This window comes from Mycobacterium kyorinense (assembly GCF_001672775.1).
Classification (GTDB): Bacteria; Actinomycetota; Actinomycetes; order Mycobacteriales; family Mycobacteriaceae; genus Mycobacterium; species Mycobacterium kyorinense_A.
Genome location: NZ_LZKJ01000193.1, coordinates 1 through 22,704, shown reverse-complemented (window position 1 = coordinate 22,704; position 22,704 = coordinate 1). Strand labels below are relative to the sequence as shown.

At 66.2% G+C, this 22,704-nt stretch carries 10 protein-coding genes; 6 read left to right on the top strand and 4 right to left on the bottom strand.

Translation table 11 applies throughout. From position 1 onward, the window contains the following. Positions 1-4: 4 nt before the first annotated feature. Genes A5707_RS20130 through A5707_RS20120 form a run of 3 tightly spaced genes read right to left on the bottom strand, consistent with a single transcriptional unit; the run spans position 5 to position 13,060 of the window. The gene (locus A5707_RS20130; RefSeq protein ID WP_065016192.1) at positions 5-3,496 is read right to left on the bottom strand and encodes a non-ribosomal peptide synthetase; all 3,492 of its coding nucleotides are present in this window, start codon (positions 3,494-3,496) and stop codon (positions 5-7) included. Beyond that, entirely contained in the window at positions 3,465-8,030 is a 4,566-nt protein-coding gene (locus tag A5707_RS20125) for a non-ribosomal peptide synthetase (protein ID WP_065016191.1), read from the bottom strand. The genes A5707_RS20130 and A5707_RS20125 overlap by 32 nt, the downstream gene beginning before the upstream one ends. Next, positions 8,027-13,060, bottom strand: coding sequence for a non-ribosomal peptide synthetase (locus A5707_RS20120; RefSeq protein ID WP_065016190.1), 5,034 nt, complete (start codon positions 13,058-13,060; stop codon positions 8,027-8,029). Before A5707_RS20120 ends, A5707_RS20125 begins: the two co-directional genes overlap by 4 nt. 187 nt (positions 13,061-13,247) lie before the next feature. On the opposite strand from A5707_RS20120, the gene A5707_RS20115 reads away from it, so the two are divergent. The 4 genes from A5707_RS20115 (at position 13,248) to nbtC (ending at position 19,056) form a co-directional block, all read left to right on the top strand. Then, positions 13,248-13,814 carry a GNAT family N-acetyltransferase gene (locus A5707_RS20115; protein ID WP_065016227.1) on the top strand — a complete coding sequence of 189 codons (567 nt, stop codon included), beginning with the start codon at positions 13,248-13,250 and terminating at the stop codon, positions 13,812-13,814. A gap of 166 nt (positions 13,815-13,980) precedes the next feature. Continuing rightward, complete coding sequence (locus tag A5707_RS20110) at positions 13,981-14,739, top strand: thioesterase II family protein (RefSeq protein WP_065016226.1); 759 nt, start codon at positions 13,981-13,983, stop codon at positions 14,737-14,739. Beyond that, complete coding sequence (locus tag A5707_RS20105; protein WP_065016189.1) at positions 14,736-16,043, top strand: polyketide synthase; 1,308 nt, start codon at positions 14,736-14,738, stop codon at positions 16,041-16,043. Before A5707_RS20110 ends, A5707_RS20105 begins: the two co-directional genes overlap by 4 nt. Further along, the gene (gene nbtC / locus A5707_RS20100; RefSeq protein ID WP_065016188.1) at positions 16,030-19,056 is read left to right on the top strand and encodes a nocobactin polyketide synthase NbtC; all 3,027 of its coding nucleotides are present in this window, start codon (positions 16,030-16,032) and stop codon (positions 19,054-19,056) included. The genes A5707_RS20105 and nbtC overlap by 14 nt, the downstream gene beginning before the upstream one ends. 156 nt (positions 19,057-19,212) lie before the next feature. On the opposite strand, the gene mbtG is transcribed toward nbtC, so the two are convergent. Beyond that, complete coding sequence (gene mbtG, locus A5707_RS20095) at positions 19,213-20,499, bottom strand: NADPH-dependent L-lysine N(6)-monooxygenase MbtG (protein WP_065016187.1); 1,287 nt, start codon at positions 20,497-20,499, stop codon at positions 19,213-19,215. Positions 20,500-20,662: 163 nt separating this feature from the next. On the opposite strand from mbtG, the gene A5707_RS20090 reads away from it, so the two are divergent. Next, entirely contained in the window at positions 20,663-22,321 is a 1,659-nt protein-coding gene (locus tag A5707_RS20090; protein WP_065016186.1) for a (2,3-dihydroxybenzoyl)adenylate synthase, read from the top strand. Between the two features lie 94 nt (positions 22,322-22,415). After that, positions 22,416-22,704: SDR family NAD(P)-dependent oxidoreductase (locus A5707_RS20085; protein ID WP_419866456.1), on the top strand; the 289-nt coding region annotated here is incomplete at its 3' end.

Genomic DNA, 22,704 nt, shown 5'->3' with positions numbered 1-22,704 from the left:
CGCGTCACTCCTGAGCGAGAACCTGCTCATCCGTCAGCGCAGCGACTTCCAGGTAGGCCCGCGCGATCACCGCAAGGCGGTCTGGTGTGCCGCGTTGCGCTTCACGATGATTCAGCCGCTGCGCCAAGCCGGCGGCGGATCGTGTCGCAAACAAGTCAGCGACCACTGCGTGATCGATTTCCAGCCAGTCGCGCACCCGTGCGATCACGGCGGTAGCCAGCACCGAATCACCGCCCATCGCGAAGAAGTCTTGTTGCACCCCAACACTATCCACGCCAAGAACTTCAGCGACGATCATGGCCAACGCCGCTTCGACGTCGTTGCTCGGAGCACTGTCTCGGGCGTCCGCGGCCTGCGGCTCGAGTAGATGGTTCACGGCGCGACGGTCGAGTTTTCCGTTCGGTGTCAACGGAATCTGCTCGAGGACCACGATGCGTTTGGGAACCATGTAACTCGGCACCAGGTCGGCGACAGCCGTGCCAATGCCGTCGGCGTCGACCACGTCTCCGGCGACCGCGGCGACCAGGGTAGGCGCGTTGGCTCCGATCACAGCGGCGACGGCGTGGCGCACGCCGGGCATCGACCGCAGCGCGCTTTCCACTTCGCCGAGCTCCACGCGGTAGCCGCGAATCTGCACCTGATCATCTGCGCGGCCGAGGAATTCGATGGTGCCGTCCGGCCAGTAGCGGGCCATGTCGCCGGTTTTGTACCACCGGATTCCGTCGTACTCGACGAAGCGCTCCGCCGTTCGCTGCGGGTCGTTACGGTAGCCCGCTGCGACATTTGCGCCGCCGACCCAAAGTTCCCCGGGGACCCAGTCGGGGCAATCGCGGCCCGCGGGTGAAACCACGCGGCACCGCACATTGCGTAGCGGACGACCGAACGGCACCGTAGCCCAGTGTGACGGTGGTTCGCCGGTCACTTCGCAGATGGTGTGATGGATCGACGTCTCGGTGGCACCGCCGAGACCGGCGAACCGGCAACCAGGAACCTGCCGGGCGAGTCGGTGGGCCAGATCAGCGCCGACCCAGTCACCGCCGAGCGTGACGGCCCGCAACGAGTTGCCCAGCCGCTCGCCGCCGAGCTCCAAGATCATGTCCAGCATGCTGGGCACGCAGTTGAGGATCGAGACTCGGTGGCGGCGAAGCAACTCCACCCAGGTGGTGGCTGCGGCTCGTTGCTCGGCATCGAGGACGACCAGCGATCCGCCGACTGACAACATGCCGAAGATGTCGTAGACCGATGCGTCGAACTCGAGTGCGGACAGCGCGAGCACCCGGTCGGCGCTGCCGACATCGAACCACTCGTTGACGGCGTCGATGGTGTTCATCGCCCCGCTGTGGCGGACGTCCACTCCCTTGGGTACACCCGTCGAGCCCGAGGTGAAAATCACGTAGGCGATTTCGTCGGCGTCGGCGAAGATCGGCCCCGACAATGGTTTGGTGTCGAGGCGCGCGTCGTCGAGCGACACGCACGGAATCGTCGCACCCATGTCGGCGCCCGCACAGGTGACTGCTGCGGCGACGTCAGCGTTCTGAAGAATCTTGGCGCGCCGCGCAGCTGGCTGATCGAATCCGATCGGCAGATAGGCCGCCCCGGACGCGAGCACCCCGAGTACCGCCACTATCTGGTCACGCCCTTTGGGCAGCTGAACCGCGACCGTGTCCCCTGGCCGCACGCCGCGGGCACGCAGCGCCCCGGCAACGGCCAGTGAGCGCTCCGCGAGTTCGGCATAGCTCCACGCGCCCGCGTCGTCACCCAGTCCCCACACCACGGCGGTCGCATCGGGTTGGGCTGCAGCGTTTTCGAAGAAGCCCTGGTGCAGGCACCGACCGCTGACCGGGCCGGCAGTCGCATTGACTGCTGCCCGAACTTGTGCCTGCTCGCTGGGCAACCGCAGCACTGCCTCGGCGTCCCAGCCTGCATCGGTCTCGGCGAGTCGCGCGATCGCGTCGGTGAACTTAGTGAACATCGTATCGATGAGGCCCGGCGGGAAAGCCGACTCGCGGACGTCCCAGTTGACCAGCAATCCACCGCGCAGTTCGGTGATCTGGGCATCGAGTAGCACTTGGGGACCTTGCGAGACAATCCACACCGGGTCGCCGAAGGTCTCGATGACGTTGTCGGCGAACAGTTCACCGAGATCGAGAGCACTGGTGAAGACGACCGGCGCAAGCACCGGCTGGTCGCGATGTCTGCCCAGGTCCCGCAGCACATCGAGGCCTGAATACGCGGAGTGGCTTGCGCTGTCATACATCCGACGCTGGATTTCACGGGCCCGGTTCGCGACGGACACATTCTCGGAGACGTCGACCTCGAGCATCACCGATGAGGTGAAGTCTCCGATCACCCGGTCGATGTCGGGATGAACGGATTGCCGCTGAAACAGCGGAACATTCAGGAGAAATCTGCTCTGGGCAGTCCAGCCGCCGATGGCGTCGGCGAAGATGGCCGCGACCGCCATCGCCGGCGTGACCCCGTGCTGGTGGGCCTTGGCTATCAGTCGCTGCTTGGCGGCCGGTTCCAGCCAGTGTTCGTAGCGGACAGTGCGATGCGACGCGGTGGGATCGGCACCGGTCAGCGTGGGAAGTTCAGGTGCGCCGGGCATATCGGCTAGCCGCTGCTGCCACCATTGCCGGTCGTCGGCACGTGCGGCGCTGTCTGTGGCGTGCTCGGTGCGGTACCGCCGGTAGGTGTAGCCCGGCGCCGTCAACGTCGCGCCCCCGTACAGCTTCGCAAGCTCGGAAACCAGGACGCGATAACTCATCGCGTCACCGGCCAGCATGTCGACGTCCAGATGCAGCCGGCTGCGGTTCTCGTCGTAGAGCGTCAACGCGACGTCGAAGACTTGACCGTCTTCGATGGCCAGGCGCTGGTGGGTCTTTTCGTCGCGTATCTGCGCCAACGTGGCGGCGACGGTCTCGCGGGGCCGCCCGCGCAGATCCATGACGGCGAACACCGGCCGCCCGGGCCGGGGCATGGTTTGCTGGGTGCCGTCGGGCAGGAACCGGGTGCGAAGCATCGGGTGGATGGCCGCGAGATCGGACACGGCCCGTTCCAGACGCGCCGGATCGACTGGGCCGCCGTCGAATTCGACGTAAAGATGGGCCGCCACGCCACCGAGCCGCTGGCCCTCGGAGCGGCCGATCCAATACGCGTGCTGCATGGCGGCCAGCGGGAATGGCGCATTTTCGTCACCGGCGGCAGCGTCAACCGCGACCGGCTCTGCGGCGCTTCCCGTCTCGTCCACGCCGAGCAGAGCATGCCAGGATTCCACCGTCGGGCTGGCGGCAAGTTGAGCGAACGTGATGTCGGTCCCACGCTTGCGCCACCCGCCTGCCAGCGCCATCATCCGAATCGAGTTCAGGCCCAACTGGATCAGGTCGTCGCCGTCGGCGATGTCTGCGGTCGGGCACTCGAGCTGGGCCGCAACGGTAGCCCTGATCTCGTCCCGGGTGATTCGCTCACCGTTGGGCAAGCTCTGGCGCGGCGCCATGCCGGTCCCTTCTTTCCAAGCCAACTGCGAGGGCCGCCACGCCGCGCTGCCAGAATTCGGCCAGCAGGTCGATGTCGGACGCGGCGAACAGCGCATCGCTCCAGCGCAGGTTGGTGATCAGTTGCGCGCCAGTTTCGGTGGCGCCGACCAGGGTGCTGATATTCAGCGCGAAACGCAGCGGCAGTTCGGGTTCCGGGTCGATCGGCAGCGCACCGATATACGGCTCGGTGAGCAGCGACCAGGGCTGGTCGCTGATGCCGCTGAGATCCAAGCGGCCCAGATAGCCGAACTGGATCTGGGGTTCGGCCTGCACCTCGGGTATGCGCGCGACATAACGGAGCAGGCCGTAATCCAGGCCTTCGTTCGGGATTGCCCGCAACTGCGTTGCGACCGAATCGAATAGCGCGTGAGCTGCTTGGGGGTCGTTCTCTGCCTGCTCGACGTCGAGCGCGGCGGCGCCCGAGCCGATGCGCACCGGAAATGCCGTGGTGAACCAGCCGACCGTGTTGGTGGTGTCGGTGTCCAGCACCGCGTCCGCCCGGCCATGTCCCTCCAGTGCGACAAGCGCCCCGGCGCTGGGATCTTGCCGGCGGGCCCGCCGCCAACTGGCAACGGTCATGGCGGCCACGGTCAGCAGGAATTCACGCATGCCTTCGGACCTGACGAGCGTCGACAGCACCTGCGCGGTGAGACCGACCGGTGTGACCACCGGGGTGACACGCAGCGTGGACCAGGTGTCACGAGTGGGGTCCGGATGCCGCGATCCCAGCGCGGGATCGACATCCCGGACCTGTGCGGCCCAATAGTCGCGCTGCGCCAACACCTGCGCCGACGCCGCGCGCTCCCACATCAGTTCCGACCAACGGCGATAGGAAGTGAACTCTGGCAGCATCTTTGGCGTGACACCTGATTGCGTCATTCGCCATGCTTCGATGAGGTCCCCCAGCATGATGTGCCAGGAGACCACGTCTACCGCCAAGTGATGGGCGGCGATGAGCAGTATCTGCGCCCGGGCGCCGGACAGCCATACCGCCCGCACCATCGCGCCCCGGCGCGGATCGATGTCGTCACTGGCCGCGCGCGCGTAATGAGTGATGGCTGAACTGAATTCCTCGTCGACCGTGGCCGACACGCCGGCCGTGGTCAGCACGTCGGCCGCACGGACCGAGCCCGGTTCGCGGGTGACCAAGCGTGGCCCGTCGGGGGTCTCGTCGACGAACGATCGCAGCGTGTCGTGTCCGTCGAGCAGCAATTGCAGCATCGACTTGATGGACGATTCGTCGATGTCGTCGGGCAACCGAAGCAAAACCGTGTGGGTGAAGCGGCGGTAGGCACCGTACTCGTAGAGCCAGGACACCATCGGCAGTGGCAACACCTCACCGTATTCGCCGACGTCGACGCGAGTTGGCGAGCTTGCTGACTCGTCGATGGCTGCCGCGAGTTGGCGGATGGTGGGACAGGCGAACACCATCCGGGGACTTGCGGTCAGGCCGCGCCGTTGGGCCTTGTGCACCAGCGAGATCGCCACAATGCTGTCCAGCCCGAGGGCAAAGAAGTCCTCGTCGACGTGTGGCGTCACACCGTTGAACTGTTCACCGAATACCTCGCACAGCAGCCGTTCGGTGTCGGTGGACGCCGACGCCGCACCGTCACCGGTAGCGCCGGCAAGCGCCTCGTCGGCCAGTCGCTCCAAAGCATGGCCGTCCAGCTTGCCGTTGGCGTTCACCGGCAACCGAGGTAATGCGACGATGCGCGCCGGAACCATGTACAGGGGCAACCGCTGGGCGAGCGCGGCACGCAACCGGCCGGGGTTGTCCTCGACACCGTCGCGCCAGACCACGAATCCCACGAGTTGAGTGCCGCCGGAACGCCGCAGCACCGACACCGCTGCGTCGTGCACCGCGGGCAGGCCGCGCAACGCCGCCTCGATCTCGCTGACTTCGACGCGATAGCCCCGGATCTTGACCTGGGTGTCGCCGCGACCCAGATAGCTGAAGCCGCCACGCGGCAGTCGGCGAACCAAGTCTCCGGTGCGGTACATGCGCCGGCCGAGCCGAAACGGGTCCGCGACAAACCGATCCGCGGTCATCGCCGACCTGCCGACGTAGCCGCGCGCTAGTTGTGCGCCGGACAGGTACAGCTCACCAACCACGCCGTTGGGCACCATCCGCAAGCTCGAATCCAAGACGTAGCCGCAGGATCCGGCATTGGCGGTGCCGATTGCCGGGGCTCGGTATTCACCGACCGGTGCCACCACCGCTTCCACCGTGGCCTCGGTGGGGCCATAGCAGTTGAACACCGCGTCCGCCGGCAGCGCACGCAACTGGTCCCACAACGCGGTGTCGATCGCTTCGCCGCCCAGCGCCAGGACCGAAAGGCCACAGTCCAGCAGCCCGGCGGCACGAAGTTGAACGAACATCGACGGAGTCGTATCGATCATGTCGATCCGCTGCGCGGCTATCCCGCGCACCAGCAGGTCGGCGTCGCGCATCTCCTCGGCGTCGAACAGGTGCAGCGCGTGACCGTCGAGCAGTCCGACCATCGGCTGCCACGACGCGTCGAAGCTGAACGACCAGGCGTGCGCGATACGTAGCGGTCGGTTCAGCCGGGACCGCGCCGGGCGGTAGACACGGTCGCGGTGGTCGGCGAAATAGCTGAGTAGCGCGGCGTTGGTGCCGACAACACCCTTGGGTTCGCCGGTGGATCCGGACGTGAAGATGACGTAGGCGGCGTTCCCGGGATCACGGCGGATCGACGGCGCGGCGGCCGGTAGCCGCGAAATACGTTCGGCCACTTCGGTCTCATCGAGAAGCAGCGCGGGCAACCCGTCGTCGAGCAGCTCGGCGTAGTCCACTTCGGTGATCGCCAGTATCGGGTCGGTTTGGCGCAGCATCGACGTGATGCGGGCTGCAGGCAGCGTGATGTCTACCGGTAGATAAGCGCCGCCGGCCGCCAGCACCGCCAGAATGGCGATGATGGATCGGGGTGAGCGCGGCAGTACAAGTGCGACAACCGTTTCCGGCCCGACGCCGTGGGCGGCCAGCTCCTCCGCTAACCGGCTAGCCTCGGCATGAAGCTCGGCATAGCTGTAACGCGCACTGGTTCCCGCGGTCAACGCCGGCCCGTCCGGCGTAGCAGACACCTGCCGTTCGAACACGTCCCACACCGTTTCGACCGGCGCGGGTATCGGCAAGGCAGCGACATCGGCGGATTCGATGCGCTCGGCCGGGATGAGAACGTCCAACACCTCCGGGCTGCCGTCGCCGATACAGGGAAGTTGACGCAGCACCACGAGTATTCGCTCGGCGATCTCGGCGGCTGGAAGATGCGGCAGCGCAGCGCGAATCGCCTCGACAACCATCACCAGCGCGTCATCGTGCAGGTGCGACACCACGGTCAACGGGTAGTGGGTCAGGCTTTCCATCTCCACCGGGGTAAAGCGGGTGCCGTCGGGCTCGGTGACCGTTTGGATGGCATCCTCGATGGGCGCATTCTCGAACAGAAACAGGCTGTCGAACAGGGCGCCCTGACCGTGCTGGCGCTGCAGTTCGGAGAGGCTGAAATAGCCGATGTCACGCATCGCCGACAGTTCGCGCTGCAGCCGGACGCACTGCTCGACCACCGACGTGGTGCCACCCAACTGATGCACGACGGGCACCGCGTTGATGAAAAGCCCGACCATGGTTTCCACCCCGGGCAAGTTCTCGGGGCGCCCGGAGACGATGGTGCCGAATACGACGTCGCGGCGGTCGGTGAGTCGTCCCAGGACAACGGCCCAGGCGAACAGGACCGCGGTGCCCAGCGTGATGCCAGAACTGCTCGCCCAGTGGCGCAGCCGCGCGGTATCGGCCGCGGACAGTAACAGGGTTGCCTTTTCGGGCACCGCATCGCCGGCGACGACGGAGCCGTCGGCGACCATGAGCGGACCGGAAACGCCCGCGAGATACTCACACCAGGTGTTCAGCGCGGCTGCCTTGTCCTGCTCGGCCAGCCAGACGATGTAGTCGCGGTACGGGCGCGCGGCCGGCAGCGCCTCCAGCGATCCGCCGGCCCGATAAACGGCGAGCATCTCGGTGAAGAACACCGCCAGTGCCCATCCGTCGACCAGAATGTGGTGCGCGGTGAAGATCATCCGCCGTCGCGACTCACCCGGCACCGTGACCAACACGACCCGCAGCGCCGGCCCCCGGCTCAAGTCGAACCGGCGACGCCGCTCGGAGCGTGCGATCGAGTCGAATTCGGTTGGCAGCGCGATGCGTTCCGACCATGGCAATTCCGCCTCGACCGGCACGATCTGCACCGGCTTGGGCACACCGCGATCCCAGAACGCGGCCCGCAGGTTCGGGTGCCGAATCAGCATGGCGGCGGCACTGCGGCGCAGCAATTCGACGTCAACCGGGCCGTCGATGTCGACCACGAACTGCATGCTGTAGAGGTCGACGCCGTCCTCGGCCAGTCGGTACAAGGCGAACAGCCCCTCTTGCAGCGGGCTGAGGGCCAATACGTCCTCGATCTCGGGCGGCGTCGTCGTCACGATTGCTCTTGCCACGCCGCCGTCAACTCGGCCAACGCATCGGCACTCAACCCGGACGTGCTCATCGGCGTGTATTCCTGCTCGCGCGCCGACTCGGCGTGGGCCGCAGGCTGACCGGGCTGATCAGCGAGCGTGGCGACGTCCACCGCGGCGGCCAGCTCTGCGATGGTCATGTGCTCGAACACCATTGCCGGTGTCAGAGCCAGGCCCTGCGCCGTCGCCTGGGCCGACCACTTGATGGAAATGATGCTGTCACCCCCGAGCGCAAAGAAGTTGTCATCACGGTCGACACCGGTGATGTCGAGCAACTCCTCCAATAGCGTGATCAACAGCCGCTCGGTGTCTTCCGATCCGCCGACGGCCGGCTGGGACGGGCCGGTGGCGGCAGGGGTCGGCGGAGCGAGCAGTTTCTCCAGCGCAGGCGCCGGCAGCAATTCCACGGTGGACACTGGGCAATCCGGCGTTGTCGCAAAGGCTTCAAGCGCGGCTTTCAGGGCATCGGCAATGAGCCGAACGGTTTGCGGTCGGTAAAGGTCGGCGTTGGCGACCACCCGCACGTCGAGTTCGCCGTACGTGGTCACCGTCAGGCCGATGTCCAGATCCAGCAGGGAGACGTCGAAGTCCATCGGAAGCGCTACCACGGTGGTGGGTCCGGCGTCGGTCAGGCGGCGTGGAGTCAACGCCCAGTCCTCGCCGCGGAAATGAACCGCATTCTGGTACAGCGGGTTCCGAAACCGGGAGCGCGCCGGTTTGACCGCCTCGACCAGGCGCTCGATCGGAACTTCCTGATGCGCGAACGCATCGAGCACCGTGTCGCGGCTGCGTGCAACCATCGAGCGAAGGCTCGGGTTGTCGGACAGGTCGTTGCGCAGCACCACCATATTGGCGAACAGACCGACCAGGTTGCTGGTGGTCGCTTCGACCCGCGACGCGACCGGGCTGCCCAGCGCGATGTCGGTGCCGCCGCCGAGCTTGTGCACCAGCACCGCAATCGCGGCCTGATACACCATGAACTCGGTGGCCCCGTTCTGCTCGGCGAGCCGGGTAAGAGCCGAACGCTGCGCCTCCGAAAGCGTGAAAGTTACGACCTCTCCCGGCTTTCCAAGGATCGGTTGGCGTTCGCGGTCGGGCACTATCGCCGCCTCGTCGGGCAAGTCGGCCAAGGTGTCGCGCCAGTAGTCGACCTCGGTCTGTCCCCACTCGCTGGGCGCATCGAATGCCTGCCGTTGCCACAGGGCGTAGTCCACGAACTGGATAGCCAAGGGTGTCCATTGCGGCGGCTGTCCGCCCAGCCGAGCGCGATAGGCCGTGACGAGGTCGTCGTAGATGACGCCCAGTGATGCGTGGTCGCTGACGATGTGGTGGATGATCACAAACAGCACATGGGTATCCGAGTCGACCGTCAACACGGTAGCCCGCAGCAACGGCCCGCTCTCGGGTGACAGCACGTCTCGGCGCAGCTCGGCGATCACGTCGTCGACCTGCTCGGCTTCAACCCTGCGGGCCGGTACGTCCAGCTGCACGGTGGGATGCACGAACTGGTAGGGAACCCCCTCGTGTTCGGCGAAATTGGTGCGCAGCGCATCGTGCCGGGCCACCACGTCATTGAGCGCCGTGGCCAGTGCGGCGGTGTCGAGTGGACCGCTGAAGCGCAGCGCGAACGGCATGTTGAAAGCGTCACGCGCGCCGTCCATCCGATATTGGAACCACGCGGCGAGCTGCGAGTAGGACAACGGAATCCGCTGCGGCCGCGCCGACGCGACAAGTTCGGGCCGCCGCGAATGCGACTCTGTGGCCGCGTCATCGAGCATGTCCTCGAAATCCGTCGCGTCGAGGTCGATGTCGAACTCCGCACGGAACTGCTCCACCAGTCGAGCGGCCAACCCGGCGGGCGTCGGGGTGTCGAACACAGCGCGGACGACGAGTTCCACGCCGAATTCCGCCCGGATCTGCGCGACCAGTCGGGCCGCGAGCAGTGAGTGGCCACCCAATTCGAAGAACGAGTCCTCGGCGCTGACGCGCTCAGAGCCGAACAGTCCCGCGAAGATTGCGCAGATGCGACGCTCGGTGGCCGTAGCCGGCGCACGGTAGGCGCGCGCCGCAATCGGTGTCGGCGGCGGCAGAGCACGCTTGTCCAGCTTTCCGCTCACGGTCACCGGGATTTCTGGAATCAACGCAAACGCGTTGGGCAGCATGTATTCCGGCAGCAACTTCGCGGCGTGTGCACGCAGCTCGTCGAGGTTGAGTTGGACGCGGGGCACCACGTAGGCGGCCAGCATCGGCCCCAGCTCCGTGTCGGTGACGAGAACGAGGCACTGTTGTACCGCCGGGTGCGACGCGATCGCGGATTCGACCTCGCCGGGTTCGATACGAAAGCCGCGCACCTTGACCTGTTCGTCCGCCCGACTGACGAACTCCAACTCCCCGGCGATGTTGCGGCGAACCAGGTCGCCGGTTCGATACAGCCGCATCCCGGGGTTGAAGGGGTCGGCGACGAACCGTTGAGCTGTCAGGCTCGCTCGGCCAAGGTAGCCGCGGGCGAGCTGAACCCCCCCAAGGTAGAGTTCGCCGGCCACCTCGGCGGGCACCGGCTGCATCTCGTGGTCGAGCACGTAGGTGTAGACATTGCGGTTCGGCGCGCCGATCGGTACCACGCCGGTTCCGTACGACCGGTCTACCAGTTTGTGGGTGGAGCAGACCACCGCCTCGGTTGGGCCATAGTGATTACGCAATTCGGCGTCGAAGTAGGTGGCGAACTTGTCGGCCACCTGCCCCGGCAGTGCTTCACCGCCGACTGGGACGTGACGCAATTGGCGCCATTGCGTGGCCTGCGGCAGCAGTAGCAGCGTGCTCAGCAGGGAGGGCACCATGTGCACGACCGTGATGCGGTGGCGGGCAATCAGATCGGCGATGTAATCGATGTCTCCGAAGGCGTCGGGCCTGGGAACGACCAGCCTGGCGCCGACGGACAACGTCATGAAGATCTCCGGCAGTGACGCGTCGAAGCTCACCGACGACGACTGCAAGAGCCGGTCGTCGCCGGTCATGCTCCACTCGGCGATGAAACCGGCGATGTGGTCGGCGATCGCGCGATGTGAGACCGCTACGCCTTTGGGCTGCCCAGTGGAGCCGGACGTGTAGATGACATAAGCCAAATGGTCGGGGTGCAGCGGGCACACCCGGTCTGCGTCGGTAATCCCAGCCCCCGACAGCTGGGCGGCGGCGGCCTCGGCGGCGAGAAGCTGTTGTTGCCCGAGAACCATGCGGGGCCGGCTGTCGGTGGTGAGGTACTCGATACGGTCACCCGGGTAGGCGGGATCAATAGGCAGATACGCCGCACCGGCTTTGTGGACGGCCAGCGCCGCGACGATGAACTCGATCGATGCGCCGATCCGCAATCCGATGATGTCCTCTGCGCCGACTCCCTTGTCGAGCAGCCAGCGCGCCAAGCGATTTGCGCGCTTGTGCAGTTCGGCATAGCTCAGCTCGGCGTCATCGGAGACCACTGCGACGGCGTCGGGCGCTGCTGCCGCAGCTTCTTCGAGCATGGCGACCATCGTGGTGGGCCGCGCGGCGACCAGCTCGCCGTGCGACTGCGCCAACACGGCGGCCCGCTCCCCCGGGCCGAGCATGTCCAGGCTGGTGACGCGATGCGACGGCTCGCTCAGCGCATTGTCCAGCAGCCGTAGGTAATGGGTCAGCATCTGATCGACGAGTGCATCGGGCAACACGTCGACCTGATACTCGATCTCGGTCAACACGCCCTCGGGCTCGAGCACGATCGTCATCGCAAGCGGAACCGGCGCCGTGACAGCGCCGAGTTCGAGTTGGCGCACAACGACATTGTCGAGCGCGAATCCGCCCGCGCTCTTCCGCATGCTGAAGCCGAGCCGGACCAGATGGTCCATCCCGTCGCGCCCGGCCGTCCGCTCCGGGTTTGTCTCGCTGACGACCCGGTCGATACCCACGGACTGGTGCGCGAGGCCGCCGAGGCAGGTTTCACGGACCGTATCGACGAATGAGCCGAACGAATCACCGTGCGGCCCCGGAGCGATGCGCAGCAACAGCGTGTTCCCGAAATACCCGATGGCATGCTGGGCAGCGGCCCGCCGGTCGGTAACGGGGACAGCGATCAGAAAGTCCGGTGCACCGGTGTAACGCCGCATGAGCACACCAAAAGCTGCCAGTAGCACCGTGAACGGCGACGTGGAATATTGGCGGGCAAAGGTTTCAACCCGGTTGAACAGGTCGGCCGGCACCGCGCGGCTTCGACGCTCGGCGCGCCGCGACGCGTCGGCGGCAGCCGGTCCGGGAAGCTCGACCGGTTCCGGCACCGGCTGCAGCGCATTTCGCCAGTACTCGACGTCGTCCTCGCCGGGTTCGGAACTCTCGAGCACCTCGACGGCGACATACTGCGGCGGTGCGCTGCCCAACTGGTGACCGTTGTACGCAGCGCTCAACTCACCGAAGAAAAGATCCCAGCAGTCGTCGTCCCAACAGATGTGGTGCACAACGAAAAGCAGCACCGCCTCGCCCGGGCCGGTGCGCAATAGGTTGACCCGCAACGGCAGTTCGTTCGCAAGATCGAACGGCCTGCCGAACTCGACTCGGGTCAGCGCCTCGATGTGCTGTTCGCGGTCCGTTGGCGCAACGTCGGCGAAGTCATGGACGTGCCACGGTATCTCGACATCGTCGCGGAACTGCTGATACGGCTCGCCGTCGCCGTCGACGTCGTAGGTGGTGCGCAAAATCGCATGACGCGCAACAACGTCACGCAGCGCCGTGTGTAAGCGCGGCTCATCCAGCGCGCCGGTCAATTGGTAGGCGACACAGATGTTCAGCGTGGAGTCAGTCGCATCCATGGTCTGCAGAAACCACATCCGGCGCTGACCGGTCGACAACCGGTAACGCTCCCCGGCGCGCACACTGCGACGTTCAGCTGTGTCACGCGCCGCCACGCCGCTTTGGGCGATTCGGGCACGCAACAGTTCCCGGCGGCGGTCCTGAACGGTCTTGGCAGTGTCTGTCATGCCTCGTCTCACTTCTGACATTCAGTCGGCTGGAGCAGGTTCTGTCGTGACGCTGGATTGAACGTCGCCGGCGGTGGCCGCCCCGACCAGCCGGCATCGCCGCAGCACGGGCTTAGCATAGGCTATGCTAACTGGCCGCGGCTCGGGGTGGTTCGGCCATCCGTTTCGCCAGTGGGAAGGTACGGAGGTGAACAGGCTGGATCTGCAGCAGCGCCACATCGCCCTGGACCATCCGGGGTTCTCGGGAAGGTTTGCGCTGCGCCGCCTTGACCCGGACCGCGACCTCGACTTGATGCATGCCTGGATGAATGATCCCGAGATTGCCAGGTTTTGGCGCAAGCCGTGGCCCCGCGACCGGATCAGCGCCTATCTGCGCGAGCAGGCCGACAGCGCACATTCCACGCCGTACCTGGGCGAACTGGACGGAGCCCCGATCAGCTACTGGGAGCTTTACCGCGCCGATCTTGATCCGCTGGCCGACTACTACGACGCGCACGAACACGACGCCGGCATTCACCTACTGTTGGGGCCGGCCCAATGTCGCGGCCGCGGACTCGCGGTGGATCTGCTGCGGGCAGTATCCACCTGGCTGCTGGATGCCGATCCAAGCGCGACCCGGGTCATCGGCGAGCCGGACGTCAACAACCCACGGGTGATCCGGATATGCGAACGCGCCGGGTTCCGCCGTGTCAAAGACATCGACCTTCCGGATAAGCGGGCTGCCCTGATGATCCGCGACCGCGAGCAGCAATAAGCCGTGTGAATGCGCCACCGACGGCGCGGTCCCCGGGCCGGGAGCTTATGTTAGCCTTCGCTAAGTTGTGGGATCGTTGCCGCGGCCTACGCGGCTGGTTCGACGCTGATTGCGCGAGGTGTCCATGCCGGGCCAGGCGGAACTAGGCGAGCGAGAGGTTGTGCCCATGCCACGCACCCTGGGCTGGATCAGGCAGTTCCACCGTGCGGATTCGGCCGAGAACCCGCCGTTGCTGGTGTTCCCGCACGCAGGATCCGGCGCGTCGGCTTACCGCGACTTCTCGAAAGCCCTCAGCACGAGGTTCACCGTCATCGTCTTTCAATATCCGGGGCGCCAGGACCGGGCACGCGAGGAGTCGTTGCTCTCCCTGCCGGCGATCGCCGAGGGCGCCTTCGAGGAGTTCTCGGGGTCCGAGCACAACCGCGGCGTCCCGCTCGTCACCTTCGGCCACAGCATGGGAGCGCTGATCGCGTTCGAGTTCGTGCGGCTAGCCGAGGCCGGCGGAATCCCTGTACGCCAACTCAACGTCTCCGCGGCGGTTGCGCCCTGTCATGCGGCGGCCAAACCGCCCCACCCCAAAGACGACGAGGACATCCTCAACCATCTGGCAACCCTGGAGGGCACCGACACCAATGTGTTCGCCAACCGGGAGGTCATGCGACTGGCTCTGCCGGTAATCAAGGCCGACTACCGGGCCTTCGATGCGTACGACTGCGCAGACAACGTGAAAGTGGCCGCCCCAATTCAGGCGATGGGGGGCGATCAGGATCCGTTCGTCACGCTGGGCGATCTCTACGGCTGGGGTAAGCACACCGAGCAGCTCAACGTCACGATGTTCGACGGCGGGCATTTCTATCTCAATGATCATCTCGGCGCGGTCGCGGAGTTGTTGGCGCCGTCCGGGCAACGCGAGCAAACGGCGTGAACACCAGCGACCCGATCGTCATTTCCGGACTGGCCGTCGAGGCGCCCGGCGGAATCGACACCCCTGCCGCACTGTGGTGTGCGGTAGCCGAATCCAGGGAGTTGATCACCCCATTCCCACGGGACCGCGGCTGGCCGATCGACGACCTGCTCTCGGTGTCCCGGCTGGACGGTTGGGGACGCGTCTGCGATGCGGGCGGTTTCCTGGAGGGTGCCGCGATGTTCGACGCACCCTTTTTCGGCATCACCCACCGAGAAGCCCTGGTGATGCATCCCCAGCAACGGGTAGCGATACGGCTGGCCTGGAAGGCGCTGGAGAACTCCGGCATCAACCCGGCAACGCTCGCCGGCGAAGAGGGCGGCTGTTTCATCGGAATGTCGCCCATGGAATACGGGCCGCGTGCGGCAGTCGCCGACGCTCATAGCGGTCATCGAATCGCCAGCTTGGGGCAGTTGGGGGCGGCGGGCCGGATCTCGCACAGCCTCGGGCTGACCGGGCCGTCGATGTGCGTCGATTCGGCGTGCGCATCGTCGTTGACCGCCTTGCAGCTGGCCGCCAACGCGGTGGCGACCGACGAGTGCGAATGGGCACTCGCCGGCGGGGTATGCGTAATGGGTTCTCCCGGCGCGTTTTTCGAGTTCGCCAGACTCAATGCGCTATCCGACGACGGTCATTGCCGCGCCTACTCCGACGACGCCAGCGGCACTGTCTGGGGCGAAGGCGCGGGCATGGTGCTCGTCGAACGTGAGTCGCGGGCACGCCAACTGGGCCACACCGTCTACGGGCGCATTCTGGCCATCCGCACCAACCACAACGGCAAAGGCAAGCCGATCCTCGTTCCCCGGGTGCGCGCCCAAGAACAGCTCATTCGAAAGACGCTCGACGCGGCGGAAATCGACGCCGCCGACGTGGGCATGATCGAGGGTCACGGCACCGCGACCGTCGCCGGCGATCCGGTGGAATTGCTGGCCCTGTTCAAAACCTACGGCGCCGCGGGAAGCACCGCGCTGCTCGGCTCGATCAAGTCGAATTCCGGTCACGCCCAAGCGGCGTCGGGGATCCTCGGGCTGATCAAACTCTTGCTCGCCGGACAGCATGGCCACATCCCGCCCACGCTCTTCTCGGACAACCCGACCAAGAAGCTGGACTGGGATCTGGTAGGGCTGCGGCTGGCCACCAAACTGCATCCCTGGGAACCCAAAGATGGCGTCCGCTACGGCGCCGCATCGTCATTCGGCGCCGGGGGTGCCAATGCGCATGCGATCATCGCTATGCCCGTGAGTGAGACCCGTGACCATTCCTAGCTACCGCCTTCCCGATGGCACCATCCCCGTTCTGGTGTCGGCGGGCAGTCCTGGTCTGGTGTACGGCGAAGCCGCCGCGTTGCTGAGTTATGCCACAGACCATCCCGAGGTGGCGCCGGACGCGATCGCCGAAATGCTCTTTCGGACAAGAGTTGCCCGCCCATACCGCGCGCTGGCGATGGTCACCACCCGCGACGAGTTGCTCGATGCCCTGCAGGCGATCCTCGACGACCGCGAACATGCCGCGGTGGTGCGCGCCGCCACGCCCGCGGCCGCACGTCGGCTCGCCTATGTCTTTCCGGGCCAGGGCGGCCAACGCCCCGGGATGGGCCGCGTCTTCTACGACTCGGTTCCTGCCTATCGAGCCGAAGTAGATCGCTGCGCCGACGCTTTCCAGTTGGGCGATTCGCCGTTGAGTTACCTCCTCGACGAACACCTTTCGGCCGACGACAGTGCCCGCACTGTCCAGCCCGCGTTGTTCGCCCAGATGGCCGGGCTGGCCGCGACGTGGCGCTCATTCGGTGTCGAACCGGCCGTCACGATCGGTCACAGCCAGGGCGAGATCGCCGCCGCCTACGTCTCCGGTGCGATCAACCTGGCAGACGCCGTCCATGTCGTCGGCATCCGCGCCCGCGCCGCCGACGAGTTCATTTCCGGCGACTACGCGATGGCAGTTGTCGCCTCCGACCGCGATACCTGCGAGGACGAACTCGCGCGTTGTTCCGGTTGGGCGGAGCTGTCGGTGATCAATTCGCCCGGCATGACCGGGATCTCAGGAGACCGCGAGACGGTGCAGCGCATCGTGGACACGCTGACCGAGCGCGGCGTCTTCGCGCGCGTCATTCGCGTCCGCTACCCCGCGCATACCAGCGCGATCAATCCCCTGGGCGACAAGGTATGTGCGGCGGTGCGCCGGCAACTGCAGAATCCGACGTTCCTCGACACCGACACCGTCTGCCTTGGCGCCACGCTCGGCGGTCCGATCACCCAGGACCTGTCCGTCGAGCAGTACTGGTTCTGGAACCTGCGTAACACCGTTCGGTTCGACAAGGCCATTGCGGCTGCGCTGCCGCTGGGCATCGACACCTTCGTCGAACTGGCCGAACATCCGACGCTGCAGTTGGCGATCGACGAGAACCTCGCTGCCTTGACGAAGGACCACCTAGTGGTGGGCACGTCCAACCGGACTGCCACCGACCTGAGCGATTTCACCCGCAACCTCGCGCGGCTGGCGGTCCATGACCTGCAGTACCCGTGGGAGCGACTGCGCACCGACGTGGCCGGCCCGGCTCCGCTGCCGCTCGCTGATTTCCCCAACACCCGCATGGACGAGAAACTGCTGTGGTTGCCCTACGACGGCGTCGAGCCCACACCGGACAACCGAACGGCCGCTGCAGCTCCGCCGCCCGGAGCGGCGCCACGTCTTTTGATCGAGAAGTGGATTCGACTATCGCAGCGGGCACTGGTGCCGCCGCGCACTATCGGCATCGTCGATCGAGGCGGAGCGTGCTCTAAGCTTGCCGCCGCGCTATGCGCTGCAGCCGCAGACATCGGGGCTGCCGCACAGGTGCTCGATTCCTCGACCCAAAGCGACAGTCCCGCAGCAGATCTCGATACATATGTCATCCTCGTTCCGCCGTCGCCGAAGCTGGACGACGATGCCGCGGCAACCGAAGTTTCACAATTCTTCGGTGACCGCCCCTGGTGGCCGGGAATACCGGACACGATTACCGAGTGCTGGCTGGTGACGACGGGCGGCGAGGCCGTCGTCGGCGACGACGCGCCACCGGATCTGGTGCACGCGGCGGCCGGCGCCGGATTCCGCAGCATCGGGGCCGAATATCCCGGGGTCGGATTTCGGCACCTCGATCTGTCGGCCGGATCGACGCCGTCGGAGTCAGCGCCGGCAATCCTGTCGGCGCTGCACACCAAGGCGGAGTCGGAGCTCGCGCTGCGCCCCGGCGGGTTGTACGCCAAGCGAATTGTCGAGGGCGACAGCCCCGTCGCCGAATCCGACACCGATGCGTATGAGCACGTGCTCATTGTCGGCGGGACCGGAAATCTCGGGTTGGAGTTCTGCGAACACTACGCGCGACGCGGTGCGCGGCGAATCACCTTGGTGAGCAGGTCGGGCGAGACGGCCGCCGTGGCGGATCGACTGCGCAAGATCCGCTCAGCTACGTCGGCGCGAATTGATGCCGCCAGCTGCGACGTGGGCGACGCAGGTGCCGTCACACGACTGGCCGACGAGTACGGCGACGCGCCTACCGATCTGATCATCCATGCCGCGATGGCGTATTCGGATGTCGAGCTGACCGACATCACCGCCGAGAAGGTCGACATTGCGTTGCGCGCCAAGGTCGTCGGCATCTCGCGGGTCCTGAGTGCATTCCCGCGCACCGATCAGTGCCGCGTCGTGTTGTGTTCCTCGGTAGCGGCGACCATCGGCGGTCGCGGCCAAATCATCTATGCGGCGGCCAACCGGATGCTCGACGCGATGGCGCATCGGCTACGGGCCGAGGGAATGGATTGCGTTTCGGTGCAGTGGGGCCAGTGGACGGTTGTCGATCTCGACCCCTCGGGGTGGGCGAAGGTGGCCGCGACCGGCGTCGTGCCGATGCGTCCCGCTGATGCGCTGGCGGTGGGGATGCCCCGGCGTGGTGACAATGCCGTCGTCGCGGCATTCGATCTGGATCGCGCGCAGCCTGTGTTGGCAGCCTACGGTTACGGTCCGCTGTTGTCCCAGTTGACTTCTCCACCCCCAGCTGCGCCGGCTCCGGCCGGTGGGCAAGATCTCGAGCAGCGGCTGATGAGCCTGCTGGCCGGGGCCATCGGCGTCGATACTGTCGATGCGATCGACACCACGGCACCCATGGTCGCGATCGGCTTGGATTCACTGCAGGCGCTGGAGTTACACCGCCGCGTCAAAACCGAGTTCAACCACGAGCTAGAGGTGGCGGACTTGCTCGGCGGGGCCTCGATCGCCGACATCCTGGTACGACTGGGCGGGTAGTCCTAGCTACCGGCGGACCTGCTGGCTCACCGACCGCCTACCCGAAATTGAGTGTGAACTCAGGTATTTGAGTGTGAACTGAGGGCGGTCTGAGCGCAAAAATCCCGCCATGGATTCACACTCAATGACGTGGGGCGCTAACCGCGAAGGCCAACCTCAAACGGATTGGTAGGCGGCGCTCTTGACCGACGGCTCGGTGACGGTGAAGTCCGCGCCAAGCACCCGGTCGGACAGCAGCCCCAGGCAGCTCAAGTTCGGGAATCCCGGGCCCTCGTTGAGCCCGGACAGGTTGGGCAGGAACAGCTTAGGAGCGGTTCCCTGTACCGCGAGGTCATGACCGATGGACTCTTCTAGCCGCTCGCTGGTCAGCGGCCCGCCCAGCCACAGTTCCAGGCTGTCGCGGGCAGGCTGGCTCAGCAGCGACAGGAACCACAATGGGTCCGCGCCCGATCCGTCGATCACCAGATCGAAGCCGTGCAACGACTCGACGCGCTCGTTACCGCCGCCGTCGGTGTACATCGTGACCCAGATACGGCCGTCGCGGTCGACGACGTCGGCGACGCGGCCGCGCAGATGCCTGATCCGTTCGTCGGCAAGCAACGACTCTTGAACCCGCGCGGAGAACACCCCGCGGTCGGTGCGGGCGATACAGTCGCGTCGTTCGGCGTGAGTGAGACTGCGCCATTTGGTGGGATCGGAAAACAGCGAGTTCTCGAAATAGCCCTCGCCGCGGGTGAACAGCGTCGCTTGCGGCGAGATCGCGGTGATCGCCGAAACCCGGTGGTGGAAGAGCTCATTGAGCATCGATGCGGCGGTCTCTCCCCCACCGATCACGGCGACGTTCTGAGCGACGATCCGATCCTGCGATGCGGCCCGCTGCCAGAATTGCGCGATCGACAACACCCGCGGATCACCGGAGAGCATGGAGCGTTCCGATTGACCCGGGCCGGTGATCATCAGCGCATCAGCCGACAGCCGAGAGTCGCGGGTATGCAGCGCCCACTGCAGTCCGTCGATGGAGATATTGACCAATTCGCCGCGAACGACATTCAGCCCGGCCATGTCGGCGACCCAGCGCAAATACTGCGCCCAGGTGTCGTGGGTGGGCGCCGGCCGGCCGCGATCGACCCAGCCGACGAATTGGTCCGTCGCAATCAAATACGCCTGCCAACTCCACCGCATCAGACGTTCATCGAGTTCGGCGTTACGGCCGGGCAGCAGCTCCGAGCGGTACGGGAAGCCGACGTCCTTTTCCGGGCTGGTGCCCAGCCGCTGCCGGCCGTCGGTCCACCCGCCGCCGGCCCGCCAGTTGGCCGCCACTCCGGAGCGTTCGATGGCGATGATGTCGACGGTGTCGACGCCCATCTGGCGCAGTACGGCCGCCTTGGCCGCCAGCGCCACGGCCTTGGCGCCCGCCCCCACGATCGCCAGGGTCTTACTCATGCTCGGCCGGCCGATACTCGCCGCCGGTTACGGCAAAAAGCCAGCCGAGACTGAGAGCATCACCCACGACCACCCTCCATTGATTAGCCCAGGCTGTCCTAACTTTCGGTACGCTACACGATGATCCATGCCCAGCCCACACCCGTCCGAAGGGAGTTGCCGAGTGCCGGTCGCCTCTGCCGACCCGCCCGGATCCGCGTTGGCCGGATTCATTCCGTTCCCGCCGGATCGGGTGGCCCGTTATCGCGCAGCCGGCTTCTGGACCGGCGACTGCCTGGATTCGATTCTGCGGCAGGCCGCGACGGCATGGCCCGACCGCGTTGGTGTCGTCGACGCGGTCAGTAGCCATACCTACGCCGAGCTTGACCAACTCGTCGACCGCGCCGCCGCCGCATTTGCCATACGCGGCATCGCCCCGGCTGACCGAGTGCTGTTGGATTTGCCCAACTCGTGTCAGTTCGCCGTTGCGCTGTTCGGCCTGCTGCGTGCCGGCGCGATCCCGGTGATGTGCCTGCCGGGGCATCGATTGGCCGAGCTCAGTCACTTTGCCGAGGTGAGTGGGGCAGTCGGTCTGGTCGTCGCCGAGACGGCGAATGGCTTCGACTACCGCCCACTGGCCGAGCAGCTGGTCGCAGCACATCCAGCGTTGCGTCAGGTCGTCGTCGACGGGGATCCCGGACCGTTCAGCTCGTTTGCCGAGTTACTTGCCGATGCCCCGGCGGCCGGGCCGGCCGCGCCCGTCGCCGATACCACTCTTCCCGCATTGTTGCTGGCGTCGGGGGGCACCACCGGACTGCCCAAACTGATTCCGCGCACCCACGACGATTACCGCTACAACGCCACGGCGAGCGCGCAGCTGTGCCGGTTGACCGGTGACGATGTGTATCTGGTGGCATTGCCGGCGGCGCACAACTTCCCCTTGGCCTGCCCCGGCCTGCTCGGCGCGATGAGCGTCGGCGCTACCACGGTGTTCATCGCGGATCCCAGCCCGGAGGCGGCGTTCGCCACGATCGCACGCCACCGCGTTACCGTTACCGCGCTGGTACCGGCACTGGCCACGCTGTGGGTCGAGGCCTGCGACTGGGAGCCGGTCACGCCGGACTCGTTGCGGTTGCTGCAGGTCGGCGGATCCAAGCTCGCTGCCGAAGATGCCCGTCGCATCCGGGCAACTCTGACGCCCGGCCTGCAGCAGGTGTTCGGGATGGCCGAGGGGTTGGTCAACTACACCCGCCTCGACGATCCCGTGGCGGTGGTGGACCACACACAGGGCCGGCCGTTGTGTGAGGCCGACGAGGTGCGGATCGTCGATGAGGCGGGCATCGACGTCGCCGACGGCGCTGAGGGCGAGCTGCTGGTGCGCGGGCCCTACACGCTCAACGGCTACTTTCGCGCCGAGGCTGCCAATCAGCGGTCGTTCACGCCGGACGGGTTCTTCCGCACCGGCGACCGGGTCCGCCGTTCGGTCGACGGCTATCTCGAAGTGACCGGTCGGGTCAAAGATGTCATCCAGCGCGCCGGCGAGACGATCGCCGCAGCCGACCTCGAGGAGCACCTGGTGACCCATCCGGCGATCCGGGCCGCGGCCGCGGTGCCACTGCCCGATGAATATCTCGGCGAAAAGATCTGCGCGGCCGTCATTTTCGATGGTCAACCGATACCGCTGGCCGAGCTGAATCGCTACCTCGACGAGCGCGGAGTGGCAACCCACACCCGGCTCGACACGTTGGTGACGATGACGTCGCTGCCGATGACGCCAATCGGCAAAGTCGACAAGAACGCCATCCGCGCGAGCGTGCGTGTCCCCGGTCGACACGCCGACTAGAAACCCGTTTCTGCGCACGCTCGCGGCAAAAGTAGCCACAATGTTGCCATTGACTAATGTCACCATTAGCTGTTGACTCAATGATGTGATCGGCATTCCCCGACTGCCCGGACTGTCCCGCGCCGCCAACAAGACCAGCCGCGACGCGTCGGCGGTGGTCACCGGAGCCGGCAGCGGAATCGGCGCAGCGTTCGCCGTCGAACTCGCCCGACGCGGCGGCGCGGTCGTGTGCAGCGACATCGACGAAGCCGCTGCCGCCCAAACTGTGGACGCGATCACCGCAGCCGGCGGTCACGCCACCGCCATCCGCTGCGATGTCTCCCAGATCGACGACGTGGCCGACCTCGCGGCGCAGTCAGAGTCCTGGTTCGGCGCCGCGCCCA

Bases quoted from the DNA above. Each gene is read 5' to 3' on its own strand.
- A5707_RS20110 (WP_065016226.1), top strand. From the start codon at position 13,981: ATGCCACGCACCCTGGGCTGGATCAGGCAGTTCCACCGTGCGGATTCG.
- A5707_RS20120 (WP_065016190.1), bottom strand. From the start codon at position 13,060: ATGACAGACACTGCCAAGACCGTTCAGGACCGCCGCCGGGAACTGTTG.
- A5707_RS20130 (WP_065016192.1), bottom strand. From the start codon at position 3,496: ATGGCGCCGCGCCAGAGCTTGCCCAACGGTGAGCGAATCACCCGGGAC.
- mbtG (WP_065016187.1), bottom strand. From the start codon at position 20,499: ATGAGTAAGACCCTGGCGATCGTGGGGGCGGGCGCCAAGGCCGTGGCG.